We start from the raw sequence: 12,590 nt of genomic DNA on the forward strand, positions 1-12,590 counted from the left end.
CCGGGGCACCTGCAGGGCCTTCACCCATTTCTGCTGAAATCATTCAGCACGCTATGTAGTGTTACCTCATGGCCACAGCTATTTCGACTCGGATCATTCAAGCTCCTATGGCCGGTGGACCCACAACACCGTCTTTGGTGAAAGCAGTCCACGATGCCGGTGCACTCGGCTTCTTAGCCGGCGGGTATCTGAGCCCACAGTCCCTTGACCAGCAGATTGTCGATGTCGGCGACCGGCAGTTTGGCGTGAACCTCTTCGTTCCGGAGTCGCACCACCCCAAGGACGAAGATCTCGATTTCTACAGAAATGCTCTGCAGCCAGCATTTGCCGAGCTTGGTGTAGACCTGCCAGCTGTTCCCTCGTTCACGGACGATTCTTTTAACGCGAAGGTCGATATTGTTCTGCAGCGCCAACCTGGCTACTGCACTTTTACGTTTGGGCTTCCTGACACGAGTGTCGTTTCTTCTCTTCAGTCCGCCGGTATTCGCGTCGGCATCACCGTCACCACCCCGTTTGAAGCACTCAAAGCTGAGGCAAACGGAGCGGACTTCCTGATTCTTCAGGGTCCGGAGGCCGGCGGCCACAGCGCACAGTTTGACCAATCGGCCGAACCGAGCACGCTCCCTTTGGCAGCGTTTATTGACGAAGCTCGCAGCAGAGTCACCCTTCCACTTGTTGCGGCCGGAGGCATCGGGACGCCCGCAGACGCAGCAATCCTTCTGGATCGAGGTGTCGACGCAGTTCAGATCGGAACTCGGTTCCTCACCAGCGACGAGGCTGGGACAAAACCCTGCCACCGCCGTGCTCTCATAGAAGGCACCTACACCGAAACCACGCGGACGCGTGCATTCTCTGGACGTCCAGCCAGGGGTTTGCGCAACGAGTTCATTGACCGCTTTGATTCTGAAGCCGTGATCGGATACCCACAGGTGAACACCCTGGTCGGTTCTTTGAAGAAGGCAGCTGGCGATGACGCCGCTTGGCAGAACCTGTGGGCTGGAACCGGATGGGCCGAATGTAGGGAACAGAGCGCAGCCGAAATTGTGCGCGAATTCTCGGAGTATCTGAACTCACACGGTTTCTGAACGTCCAAACTAGCTGGTAAGCGCGTCCACGATAGACTGTAGCCTGCAGATTTCAATAGGGGAGAACAGTGGCGAATTCATCATCACACGACGGACAGCGCAGCGAACGCCGTCCAGACCGCGGCAGCCGCTTCCAGCGCCGTGATTCCGGAACTGAGCGCAAGAACAACCGTCGCGACGGTCGTTCCTGGGATGGTGAGCGCCGTGATGGTGACCGTCGGAAGAAGTGGGACGGTGACCGCCGCCGTGACGGTCGTTCCTGGGATGGTGAGCGTCGCGATGGTGACCGTCGGAAGAAGTGGGACGGAAAACCGCGCTTCAAAGACAATAAGCGCTCGGACCGTCGCCCCAAAAAGCGTGACGACCGTCCACGCTTCAATGCCCCTCCCATCCCTGAGGGCATCACAGGAAAAGAACTCCCCGGCCACGTCAAAAGCGAACTGCGCGGCCTGAGTGCGGAAAACTCGGAACGGACCGCCAAGCACATCGTTGCTGCAGGCTTCCTTCTCGACGTTGACCTCGACCAGGCCTACGAACACGCAAAAGCCGCCGCACGCAGCGCAGGCCGAATCGGTGCAGCCCGTGAAGCACTCGGCCTCGTCGCCTACCACAAGGGCCTGTACGACGAAGCTTCCCGCGAACTTCGCACGCACATGCGGATCACCGGCTCAAAAGACAACCTCGCGGTCATCGCCGATGCCGAACGCGGCCGCGGCAGGCCCCAAAAAGCCATCGATATGTTCGCGGATGCCAATCGCAATGATCTGAGCAAAGACATCTGGCTCGAACTGGCAATCGTCGCCGCGGGAGCCCACTCCGACCTGGGTGACCTTGAAACGGCCCGCAAGACGATTGAAGACGTCGGATTCACTGGCCACAAGCCCGCAAGCGCAATCCGCCTGCTGCAGGCGTACGCAGATCTGCTGCGCGTCAGTGGAGACAGCGAAACCGCGGACAAGTACGACAAACTCGCTCAGGTCACCGCCGAACGCACCGGCCTGACCGATGCCTCTGAAGAAGTCGACATCATCGTCATCGAAGAAGAACTCGAAGACGAAGCCGCTGACGACAAGCAGACCGGAGAAGACCGCACCGAAGAAGAACAGGCCGCGGAAGCGGCTTCTGACGATGAACCCGCGGGCACTGAACCTGCTGAAGACGTTCCGGCTGACTCAGCCTCGCACGATGCTGGGGCAGAGAAAGACGAGGAAGCCGAACCGGCAGCGGGTGACGACAAGTCTGAAGCAACACCCGCTGACGATGGACCTGTTCCTGTGGCCGAAGGCAACACCCTCGAAGACGAAATCAACGAGGAAATGGCCGAAATCATGGCTGACATCGACGCGGCCCAGGAACAGCGGAATGCCGATGAAAAGCCGGAATCTGAGGACGCCGAAGCCAAGCACCAGCCGAGCGTGGACGATGAGCCGGAGCCGGGAGACACTCCTCCCATGTTTGACCTGTGACAGGCTGGCTTTTCGACCTCGACGGTGTTGTCTATACAGGCCAAGCGGAGATTCCCGGGGCCGGTGCGGCGCTGAGCGAACTCGCCGCTCACAGTCCCATCGCCTTCGTCACGAACAACGCTTCGCGCTCCAACGCTGCAATGGCTGAGCACATTCGCAGCTTCGGCGTCGACATTGCCGACAGTCAGGTCATGACGTCCGCCATTGCGGGAGCACAGTCCCTGTCCGAGGTGCTGCCAGCGGGTTCTCGTGTGCTCATCGTCGGCAGTGAGTTCCTCGCCGCCTGTGTGGAGCAGGCAGGCCTCGAACCCGTCTTGCCGACTGCTGGCCTCGTCGACGAACTCGATAGCCAGAGGCAGCGGGTTGACGCTGTTCTTCAGGGGCTTGCCGCTGATGTTGGGAACATCGACCTGTGCTGCGCAATCGCCGCAGTGCGCGCCGGCGCGAAATTCTGTGCAACCAACCCGGACCTCCGCCTGCCGAAAGAAACCGGGTTCTTCCCGGGCAACGGCTCTTTTGTGCGCATCGTGCAGGAATGTACGGGCATCGATCCCGAGGTGTTCGGCAAACCCGAAGCCACCATGCTCACTCTTGCAGCACAAGCCCAGGACATGAGCGACACCGTTATGGTCGGCGATCAGATCGCAACCGACATCGCTGCGGGCAAAGCAGCCGGTATGCGGACAGCCCTCGTGCTCACCGGCGTCGACTCCGTCCACTCGGCCCTGGCACTGCCGCCAAGCCAGCAGCCCGACGTCATTACCGCGTCGATTGCCACAGTCCGCGCCGCCGTCGAAGACATCCCGGCCGTCCGCTGCGACGGTGAGACCGCCGTGTGCGGCGAAGCCCGCGTGCACGTAGAAGACGACCGCATCGTTCACTCGGGACCAAACGCACACGCCACAGCCGGGGCTCTCGCTCTGTCTGCGCACCTCGATCGCCCGCTGGACGCTGGAACCCTTCCGGAGCGCTTCGCATGATTGGCTCCACGACACCCGGCGCGAAACCGCAGCCGCCTCCCACTCCGGACCGTGAGGAGCAGAACCTGCGGGCGGCGCTTGACGTGATTCTCAGCGCGGAAACACCAGAAGCGGTTGAATCCGCAGAAGCGCTGATTGACCGCATCGAATCGATTCTCGACGCGCGCGCATCATGACCCTTCGTCTGGATGCAGCCCTCGTGGAGCGCGGCCTGGTCCGTTCCCGCAACCGAGCCCAACGCGAAATCCGCGCCGGCCGGGTCGCGGTCGACGGCAAGACCGCCACCAAACCCTCTGTTCCAGTCAGCGACACTGCCGACATCACCGTGGACAACGCAGATCCCTGGGTTGCTCGTTCGGCTCACAAGCTCATCGGCGCGCTCGACGCCTTCGCACTTGATGCCACCGGACTGAAGTGCCTGGACGCTGGAGCGTCCACGGGCGGCTTCACTCAGGTCCTTTTGTCACGAGGCGCCGAGCATGTCTGGGCGGTCGACGTCGGCACGGACCAGCTCGACTCGAGTCTCCGCGAAAACCCGGCGGTGACGAGCCTCGAAGAGCATAATCTTCGGGAGCTCACGGAGGACTGGCTCGACGGTCACAAGATGCAGATGACTGTCGCCGACGTGTCGTTCATTTCGCTGACCCTCATTGCCCGTCCGCTGCTGGAGAACACCGACGGTGATCTTCTGCTCATGGTCAAACCGCAGTTCGAAGCCGGCCGCAGCGCCCTGGACAAACACGGCGTGGTCACCGATCCGCAGGACCGTGCCGAAGCTGTGCGCTCCGTTGCAGAACACGTCGAAAGCCTGGGCGCTCACCTGCGCGGGATCGTCCAATCGCCGCTGCCGGGACCGACGGGCAATATCGAATACTTCCTGTGGGCGCACAAGGGGCAGACACAGCGGCACCTGAGCTCCACCTCGGCGGGGGAGGGCCTCGACCTTGACAGCATTGCCGAGCACATCCGCACGGGAGCTGAGCACCCGCTGACCATCCCCGCTCGAACAGAGCGGGAGGACAACCGGGCTGATAGTTTGGGTGGCAAGGAGGCTCGGTGAATCGAAGAATCGTCGTCGTGGTGCATCCGCACCGCAAGAGTGCCCGCGCGGCTGCGCAGACTGTGTGCGCAAGCCTGATCGACCGCGGAATCACGCCGGTGATCGCACAGCGCGAATACGCCAGCCTGTCGTCCTATGGCGACTTGGATCTGACCGGCATTGAGGTCCTCAGCGACTTCGCTGAACTCGACTCTGAAACCGGCCCCGAACTCGTCATGGTCCTAGGCGGGGACGGCACGATCCTGCGCGCAGCATCTCACTTCCACGGCACCGGCGTGCCGATCATGGGCATCAACCTGGGCCACGTGGGCTTTCTCGCAGAAGCCGAACGCAAAGATCTCCACGACACCGTCGAAGCCGCAATCGCCCGCGACTACGTCGTCGAACAGCGCATGAGCCTCGACATCACCGTCACCCTCGGCGACGAGGTGATCCACGAAGACTGGGCGCTCAATGAGGCAACCGTGGAAAAAGACCGTGGCGCCTCGATGATCGAAGTGGTTGTCGGAGTCGACAGCCGTCCCGTTTCGTCATTCGGCTGCGATGGCGTCATCATGGGCACCCCGACCGGTTCGACCGCCTACGCGTTCTCGGCCGGCGGGCCGATCATCTGGCCGGACGTCGAAGCGCTCCTCATGGTGCCGATTTCAGCCCACGCGCTGTTCTCCACTCCGCTGGTCGTGTCGCCGTCCTCAACCCTGGGCGTGGAATTCCAGCCCGTTACACCCGGCACAAGGGCTGTCCTTTTCTGCGACGGGCGCTTCCGCTTCGACCTGCCGGAAGGTGCACGCGTGGAAGCTCGCCGCTCGGCCGTCCCGGTGCCGCTGGCACGCCTGAACAAGGGCGTGTTCACCGACCGTCTGGTCGCCAAGTTCCAGCTGCCGGTCGCCGGCTGGCGCGGACCGGGGGCCCGCGATGATTGAGGTTCTGCGCATTGAGAACCTCGGGGTGATAAAGGCCGCCGAGGTGGAGCTCTCTCCCGGTCTGACAGTCGTCACGGGAGAAACCGGGGCTGGCAAGACGATGTTCGTCACCGCCCTTGACCTCCTGCTGGGCGCTCGCAGCGGCAGCCACGTTGTGCGCGCCGGAGAAGACAAAGCGGTTGTTGAGGGAATCTTCGATATCGACAACCAGCCCGCAGTTGCTGAGCGAGTCGAAGATGCCGGCGGGGAAGCTGAAGGCGAACTCATCGTCACTCGGACAATTCCCGCGTCCGGTCGTGCTCGGGCAACCGCTGGCGGACGCACCGTTCCGGCCGGCCTGCTGTCAGACATCGGCCAGGAACTCGTATCCATGCACGGCCAGTCCGAGCAGATGACCCTGCGCAGCCGCACCCGGCAGCGCGAACTGCTCGACAGCTACGGCGGTGACGAACTTGCCAAGGCGCGCGATGCCTATTCCGCGGCCTACGCCAAGTGGACCTCCCTAAAAGAAGAGCACGCCGAACTGACCGCCACCTCGACCGAAAGAGCACAGCGGATTGAGTTCCTGGAAACCGCGCTCGAAAAGATTGAGGAAGTCCGCCCGCTGGAGGGCGAAGACGCCGAACTGACCGCCCTTGCCAACCGGCTGGCATCGGCTCACGAACTCAAAACCGCAGTCGCGGCGGCCCAGGCGGCACTCACCGGTGCCGACTGGGACGACGCCGCCAATGCTGTTGACCAGGTCAATGCGGCCGCCGCACAGCTGAACCAGGCGGCCGCAGCGGATGAAACCCTCACGGAGCACGCCTCGGCTCTGACCGACCTGGGTCTGCAGCTGTCAGACCGGGCGGCACGACTGAGTGAATACCTGTCCGGCTTTGACGAGCTCGGCGAAAGGTCACTCGAAGACATCGAACAGCGGCGTGCAGACCTCGGCTCCCTGTCCGCCTACGGTGAGGACACCTCGGCGGTTCTGGCGTTTGAAACACAGGCCGGTGAGGAACTCCTGCGGCTGCGCGAAGCCGGTGAAAGCCTCGCCACAATGGATGCGCAGGTCGAAGCCGCCGAAGCGGACATGCTCGAGAAGGGCGCGCAGCTGACCGAACAGCGGAAGAAGTCCGCGGACGGCTTTTCACAGGCTGTCGGTGCTGAACTCGCCGCGCTGTCCATGCCGAAGGCGTCGATCACCTTCGAAATCGAAGAAGCCGAACCGGCCGCCCACGGCTGCGACAGCGTGTCGCTGCTGTTCGCCGCTCACTCATCGACCGTGCCCGGCGAAATCGGCAAACTCGCCTCCGGCGGTGAACTGTCGCGCGTCATGCTTGCCATCGAAGTGGTCATGGCCCGCAGTGTGGCGTTCCCGACGTTTGTCTTCGACGAGGTCGACGCCGGAGTCGGCGGCCGGGCCGCCATTGAAATCGGTCGACGCCTGGCACAGCTGGCTGGGCACTCGCAGGTCATCGTCGTCACTCACCTGGCGCAGGTCGCCGCGTGGGCGGACAACCACGTCACGGTTGCCAAGGACGACGCCGGAGAAGGCGTCGTCTCCGGAGTGACCGTGCTCAGCCGGGACGAACGGGAACACGAACTGGCACGCATGCTGTCCGGCCTGGCCGAATCCGATTCGGCACGCGAACACGCAGACGAACTCCTGGCGATCGCCGCGCAGGAAAAATCCTCCTTCAGCGGCGTGAAAGAATAGACCCGTGGACACTGCAGAATCTGTTGAAAAAGGGCACGGCGGGATCATCGCCGACCTCGTCGACGACATGGCGACGTTCGTCCACGCTCATCCCGACCTCCTCTTCAGCGCACTCGACCTGCCGGACATCCCCAAATCGATGTTCAAACGCCAAGCGCTGGTCGTATCCGCCGGGTACAACTACAAAGAGGACTTGGCAATGCTCAAGTCCTACATTCGGGAATACCGTCCGCTGCTCATCGGCGTTGACGCAGGCGCCGACGCGCTGCTCGAGGCCGGGCACCGCCCCGACATTGTGATCGGCAACCTTGACGCCGTGGGCGATTCGCCGCTTCTGTCCGGCGCTGTGCTCATCGCCCACTACGGTCCAGACCGCCCGGCCGAGGGCATCCAGCGTTTGGAAAAAGAGGGACTGCACTACGACGTCCTGAAAACCGCCGGAACAAACGAAGACGCGGGACTTCTGCTGGCGGATGCCCTCGGAGCGCCGCTCATCGTGTCTGTGGGCTCACCGGCCGTTATCGAATACGCCCACGCCGGTGCTGAAAGCCAGCCGTCGGCATATGTGGTCCGCATGATCCTCGGGTCACGCGTCGTCGACGCCAAGGGAGTGTCGCTGCTCTATCGGCAGCGCGCAGGATCCTGGCAGCTGGTGGTGCTCGCCCTGGCCGGCCTGCTGGCGCTCGCCGCAGCTCTGGCGGCCACCGAGTCCGGGCGTCTTCTGCTGGAGCTCATCGCCGCGCAGCTCGACGGCTTCTTCGGACTCTTCGGAGGCGGGAGCCCACGCTCTGACGCACTGCTTCACACCCATCTACCGTCCGTTATCCAAGGCTGAGAACCCGTGATCGACTTCCGCTACCATCTGGTTTCCCTGTTTTCGGTGTTCCTGGCGCTGGCCGTTGGGATTGTGCTGGGCGCAGGCCCCCTCAAAGCACCCATCGGCCAGTCCCTTCAGGACCAAGTGCAGGCACTGCGCGAGGACCGTGACAACCTGCGCGGTGATCTCGATAAGAGCCGTGAGGAAACCAGCAGCCTCAACGAGTTCGTCGAAGCGAACGCACCGGACCTCATCAACGGCAAACTGCGCGGCCGCACTGTTTCGATCATTAGCGCAGAAGAGGCCGCCGGCGCAGATGTGCGCGGGCTCGAGCAGCAGCTGACAGCCGCGGGCGCAAGTGTTGTCGACGGCGGGACGCTGACAAAGACGACGTTCTCGGTGGAAGACCCGCAGGGCGATCTGGTTGAGAAGCTACGCGAATATGTGGACGCGGGCCCACAGGATCCCACGCAGGCAGTTGCCGGAGCGCTGACCGAAGTGTGGGGTGTCGGCAGCAAAGCCGACTCCTTGTCAGAACAGGAAGCTGAAGACGTCCTGAAGATCCTGCGCGACCACGGCCGGCTCGTGGGCGGCAAGCCCGGCAAAGTTGACGCGTTGATCTTTGTCGCCGGGGAAACAACCGCTGTGGAACAGGCACGCGAAGGGGAAACAGCTGAGCCCGCCGAAGACACCGGCGATTACATCGAAGCGATCCGAGAAATGCAGGGCACACTGCCGCTCGTAGTTGCTGGACCGCTGGGCAACAGCGGGCTGATCCACCAGCTGAGGTCAGACCGCACGGGAACAACCGTCGACGGCATTGAAACCAGCGCGGGCGCCGTCATCACGGTGCTGGCGACAGCAGACCTCATCGACGGCGGCAAACCCGCCGCCTACGGCTTCGGCCAGCGCGCCGAAGAACTGTACCCCGGTATGAAGAAGTAGGCTTGGAAGGGAAGAAGGAGTTACACGTGAGCGACACGCTGGCCCCGCAGAAGCGCATTCTGCATGTTCTGACCGAGGCGTCTTCGCCTATTGCCGACACCGCCGCGACCATCATCGCCGGCCAACTCGAACGCGGGTACCGGGTTGCGGTTGCCTCGCGGGCAGAAGTATTCCAGGCCCTGAGCGCCCAGCACCCACAGCTGCGGCACATCGACATTCCCGCCCGACCGTCAGCGTTTGACCTGTCAGCGGGCACCTCGGCATTTCGCCTGCACAAGATCTACCGGCACATCGATGTCGTCCACGCCCACGGTCGGCACGCGGCCGTGCTTGCTGGTCTCGGTCTGACCGGTCTGCCCACCAGGATGCACCCGCCGATCATCGCAACCGTCGGCCGTGACGAAGACGATTCCCTCTTCGGCGCGCAGCACTCGATTGTCGCCCGCACAGCAACCGCGGTTCTCGGCACCACGGAGCGGGTTGTTGCCGACTACGAAGACGACGTCGCCGTTGCTGAACGGGCCCAGCTTGTGCGCACCGACGATCAGGGCTTCCCACGTCCGAACGTGTCCGCTAAGAAGATGCGCCGTCGCCTGTCCGCCGATGACGGCCGCATGGTCATCGCCGTGCCGATCGAAGCCAAAGACACCGTGGAACTGACCGAGGTGGTCGAAGCGATCGTCGCGCTTGACAAGACCCAGTCCGACCGCCGCTGGAGGGTTGTCTTCACCGGCCGCGGCGGAGTCCGTTCGCACCTCGAAAAGCTCTCCCACGCCCTGGACTACGTCACGGTTGCAGCACCCTCAGACGCCGTCAACGTCGTCAATGCCGCAGACATCGTCATTGCGTCTGCCCGCATGACCGGCCTTGATTCCGACGACGTCATGAACGTCGGCAAAGCCACCATCGTGGTCGGCAATGAGCGCCTGGCCAGGGCCTACGGCCCGCACGCCACGGTCGCCAACACGGCAGACGAAATCGGCCAGGCGATCGCAAGCTACGCGGGCAGCCCCGCCGACCGGATCAGCGACGGCTTCGCGCTTCGCAAACGCGTCCGCAGCGGCAACCGGGACCACCTGGTCGAAACGCTGCTGGAACTCTACGCGTACGCCGAGACCCTCAATGCCTGAACGACCACAGCTGGCTGATCAGCTGGTCGACTATCCGACCCACGGGCGGGAAGTCGTGTTTCGCGGTGCCGTGTGGGACGTGTGCCGCGAAACGGTCGACCTGCCGGAAGCAGCCGGTCTGACTCGGGACTTCGTCGACCACACGGGAGCGGTCGGCATTGCCGCAGTCGATGACGACGACCGGATCCTCCTCATCCAGCAGTACCGGCATCCCGTCCGTCAGCGCGACTGGGAGATCCCAGCCGGTCTGCTCGATGTGCAGGGCGAAGATCCGCTGCTGGCCGCTCAGCGCGAACTGAGTGAAGAAGCCGACCTCCAGGCTGGCTCCTGGGCGGTTCTTGCCGACCAGCTCAGCTCGCCCGGCGGTCTGAGCGAAGTTCTGCGCATCTACCTGGCCCGTGACCTAGCCGAGGACGCCTCGGACTTTGTGCGCGAAGGCGAAGAGGCCGGCCTCGTGCTGCGCTGGACCCCGCTGGGTGAGGCATTCGAGGCGGTCCGTGAGGGCAGGATCGGCAACGCCACCGCGCAGCTGGCCATCCTGCACGCCCACGCATCGCGTACCGGCGGATGGTCCGGTCTGCGGCCGGCCGACTGCGCGTGGCCCGCATACCGCCACCTGCACGGCTGATATGGCCAGACGAGGAGCACAGCTGCTCCCGGACGATGCACCGCGCGCCCTGCGGCAGCCCACCGAGGAGTACCTGACGATGCTGCGCCTGGAGCGCGGCCTGGCACAGAACACCATCGACGGCTACGCCCGGGACCTGGCCGACTATCTGCGGTTTCTCCAAGACGAGGGGCTAAGTGACTTCGCGCAGGTCGATCCCGAGGTGGTGCGCCGGTATTCGGAAGTTCTCGCCGAAAGGGGAGCGGCGGCATCGTCACGGGCACGCGCCCTGTCCGCTCTGCGCAGGTTCCACGCTTTCTATGCGGCTGAAGCAGCCGGCAGGGTTGACCCGACCGTTGACGTCCAGCTGCCGAAGGACATCAGCCGACTGCCGAAGGCACTGACAGTCTTCGAAGTCGAATCGATGATTGCCGCAACCGCGGGCGATGATCCGGTGAGTCTGCGCGCGAAAGCTCTTCTGGAAATGCTGTACGCAACCGGGGCGCGCATCAGCGAAGCGGTCGGCGTCGACATTGACGACCTCGACCTCGACGGCGGGGCTGTGCGCCTGTACGGAAAGGGCAGCAAAGAGAGGATCGTGCCGCTGGGCAGTCACGCAGTTGACGCGCTCGGTGCCTGGCTGACCCGCGGGCGGACCGCCTTCAGCCGCGGCAGCACCGCGGCCGTGTTCATCAACCAAAGGGGCGGGAGGCTCACCCGCCAGTCCGCGTGGGCGGCGGTGCGCACTGCCGCAGAGACCGCGGGACTGACCGGTGTGACGGCCCACAGCCTGCGGCATTCGTGCGCAACGCACCTGCTGGAAGGCGGTGCGGACATTCGTGCGGTACAAGAGCTGCTGGGGCACGCCTCGGTGTCGACCACGCAGATCTACACCAAGGTCACGGTGCAGTCCCTGCGTGAAGTATTTGCATCAGCCCACCCCCGGGCGCGGTAGGCTAGAAGAACAGCAGCAAAGAGAAAGGTGAGTGGTGTGGACAACCAGCAGGAAATCGACATCGATGTCCCCGAAATGGGGCCCACTGGACGTCCGCTGACTGATTTTCCAGTCCCACCGCCGGTTGAACAGCACGGTCCCGCGCGGATCATCGCGATCGTCAACCAGAAGGGCGGGGTCGGCAAAACCACCACCTCGATCAACCTGGGTGCTGCGCTGGCCGAATACGGCAGGCGCGTGCTGCTGGTGGACTTCGACCCGCAGGGAGCACTCTCGGTGGGGCTCGGCATCAACCCGCACAGCGTTGACCAGAGCGTCTACAGCCTGCTCATGAACTCCCGCCTGGACCCCCATGACGTCGTCCAGAGCACCGACGTTGAGGGCATCGACGTGCTGCCGGCAAACATCGACCTTTCTGCCGCGGAAGTGCAGCTGGTCGGCGAAGTCGGCCGCGAACGCGCTCTCGATCGCGCCCTGCAGAAACTCGCCCCGGAATACGACGTCATCCTGGTGGACTGCCAGCCCTCACTGGGTCTGCTCACCGTCAACGCGCTGTCAGCAGCCCACGGGGTCATCATTCCGCTCGAAACCGAATTCTTTGCCCTGCGCGGTGTCGCACTCCTGGTCGAATCCATCGAAAAAGTGCAGGAGCGGATCAACCCTGCACTCGAAATCGACGGCATCCTCGCCACCATGTTCGACACCCGCACACTGCACTCGCGAGAAGTTGTGCAGCGCGTTGTCGAAGCCTTCGGGGACAAGGTCTTCGAAACCGTCATCAACCGCACCGTGAAGTTCCCCGACGCGTCCGTCGCAGCAGAGCCCATCACATCGTTCGCATCGTCTCACCGCGGTGCCGAGGCCTACCGGACACTCGCCCGCGAACTCATTGCCCGCGGGGGCGCACCCTGATCGACACG

13 protein-coding genes are annotated in these 12,590 nt (G+C 63.6%); all 13 read left to right on the forward strand.

All coding sequences use genetic code 11. The features are described from left to right. The first annotated feature begins 68 nt into the window (after positions 1-68). The 13 genes from HMPREF3087_RS00290 to HMPREF3087_RS00350 all read left to right on the forward strand — a co-directional run bounded on the left by HMPREF3087_RS00290 (position 69) and on the right by HMPREF3087_RS00350 (position 12,582). Positions 69-1,085 carry an NAD(P)H-dependent flavin oxidoreductase gene (locus tag HMPREF3087_RS00290; RefSeq protein WP_070427644.1) on the forward strand — a complete coding sequence of 339 codons (1,017 nt, stop codon included), beginning with the start codon at positions 69-71 and terminating at the stop codon, positions 1,083-1,085. A gap of 68 nt (positions 1,086-1,153) precedes the next feature. Further along, positions 1,154-2,551 carry a hypothetical protein gene (locus HMPREF3087_RS00295; RefSeq protein ID WP_070427645.1) on the forward strand — a complete coding sequence of 466 codons (1,398 nt, stop codon included), beginning with the start codon at positions 1,154-1,156 and terminating at the stop codon, positions 2,549-2,551. After that, on the forward strand, positions 2,548-3,531 hold the full coding sequence (locus HMPREF3087_RS00300) for an HAD-IIA family hydrolase (RefSeq protein WP_070427646.1): 984 nt from the start codon (positions 2,548-2,550) through the stop codon (positions 3,529-3,531). Before HMPREF3087_RS00295 ends, HMPREF3087_RS00300 begins: the two co-directional genes overlap by 4 nt. After that, complete coding sequence (locus HMPREF3087_RS00305) at positions 3,528-3,707, forward strand: hypothetical protein (protein ID WP_070427647.1); 180 nt, start codon at positions 3,528-3,530, stop codon at positions 3,705-3,707. The genes HMPREF3087_RS00300 and HMPREF3087_RS00305 overlap by 4 nt, the downstream gene beginning before the upstream one ends. Beyond that, positions 3,704-4,591, forward strand: coding sequence for a TlyA family RNA methyltransferase (locus HMPREF3087_RS00310; RefSeq protein WP_070427648.1), 888 nt, complete (start codon positions 3,704-3,706; stop codon positions 4,589-4,591). Before HMPREF3087_RS00305 ends, HMPREF3087_RS00310 begins: the two co-directional genes overlap by 4 nt. After that, positions 4,588-5,514, forward strand: a complete 927-nt coding sequence (locus HMPREF3087_RS00315; RefSeq protein WP_070424748.1) for an NAD kinase — start codon at positions 4,588-4,590, stop codon at positions 5,512-5,514. Before HMPREF3087_RS00310 ends, HMPREF3087_RS00315 begins: the two co-directional genes overlap by 4 nt. Continuing rightward, a complete protein-coding gene (gene recN / locus HMPREF3087_RS00320) occupies positions 5,507-7,216 on the forward strand; it encodes a DNA repair protein RecN (RefSeq protein ID WP_070427649.1) in 1,710 nt (569 codons plus the stop codon). Before HMPREF3087_RS00315 ends, recN begins: the two co-directional genes overlap by 8 nt. 4 nt (positions 7,217-7,220) lie before the next feature. Then, complete coding sequence (steA, locus tag HMPREF3087_RS00325; RefSeq protein ID WP_061944317.1) at positions 7,221-8,051, forward strand: putative cytokinetic ring protein SteA; 831 nt, start codon at positions 7,221-7,223, stop codon at positions 8,049-8,051. A 6-nt stretch (positions 8,052-8,057) separates the two neighbouring features. After that, positions 8,058-8,978, forward strand: coding sequence for a copper transporter (locus HMPREF3087_RS00330; RefSeq protein WP_070427650.1), 921 nt, complete (start codon positions 8,058-8,060; stop codon positions 8,976-8,978). A gap of 26 nt (positions 8,979-9,004) precedes the next feature. Then, positions 9,005-10,108 (forward strand): glycosyltransferase family protein, encoded by a 1,104-nt coding sequence (locus HMPREF3087_RS00335; protein ID WP_070424752.1) that lies wholly within the window; start codon positions 9,005-9,007, stop codon positions 10,106-10,108. Continuing rightward, the gene (locus HMPREF3087_RS00340) at positions 10,101-10,736 is read left to right on the forward strand and encodes an NUDIX domain-containing protein (RefSeq protein ID WP_070427651.1); all 636 of its coding nucleotides are present in this window, start codon (positions 10,101-10,103) and stop codon (positions 10,734-10,736) included. Before HMPREF3087_RS00335 ends, HMPREF3087_RS00340 begins: the two co-directional genes overlap by 8 nt. 1 nt (position 10,737) lies before the next feature. Next, entirely contained in the window at positions 10,738-11,670 is a 933-nt protein-coding gene (gene xerD, locus HMPREF3087_RS00345) for a site-specific tyrosine recombinase XerD (RefSeq protein WP_070427652.1), read from the forward strand. 75 nt (positions 11,671-11,745) lie between these two features. After that, positions 11,746-12,582, forward strand: coding sequence for a ParA family protein (locus HMPREF3087_RS00350; protein WP_231864047.1), 837 nt, complete (start codon positions 11,746-11,748; stop codon positions 12,580-12,582). Positions 12,583-12,590: the final 8 nt, after the last annotated feature.

It is taken from the genome of Brevibacterium sp. HMSC22B09, from assembly GCF_001806795.1.
In the GTDB taxonomy this organism is placed as follows: domain Bacteria; phylum Actinomycetota; class Actinomycetes; order Actinomycetales; family Brevibacteriaceae; genus Brevibacterium; species Brevibacterium ravenspurgense.

Excerpts from the sequence above, each read along its gene's own strand:
- HMPREF3087_RS00305 (WP_070427647.1), top strand. The coding sequence starts at position 3,528 with ATGATTGGCTCCACGACACCCGGCGCGAAACCGCAGCCGCCTCCCACT.
- HMPREF3087_RS00350 (WP_231864047.1), top strand. The coding sequence starts at position 11,746 with ATGGGGCCCACTGGACGTCCGCTGACTGATTTTCCAGTCCCACCGCCG.
- HMPREF3087_RS00290 (WP_070427644.1), top strand. The coding sequence starts at position 69 with ATGGCCACAGCTATTTCGACTCGGATCATTCAAGCTCCTATGGCCGGT.
- xerD (WP_070427652.1), top strand. The coding sequence starts at position 10,738 with ATGGCCAGACGAGGAGCACAGCTGCTCCCGGACGATGCACCGCGCGCC.
- recN (WP_070427649.1), top strand. The coding sequence starts at position 5,507 with ATGATTGAGGTTCTGCGCATTGAGAACCTCGGGGTGATAAAGGCCGCC.
- HMPREF3087_RS00310 (WP_070427648.1), top strand. The coding sequence starts at position 3,704 with ATGACCCTTCGTCTGGATGCAGCCCTCGTGGAGCGCGGCCTGGTCCGT.
- HMPREF3087_RS00340 (WP_070427651.1), top strand. The coding sequence starts at position 10,101 with ATGCCTGAACGACCACAGCTGGCTGATCAGCTGGTCGACTATCCGACC.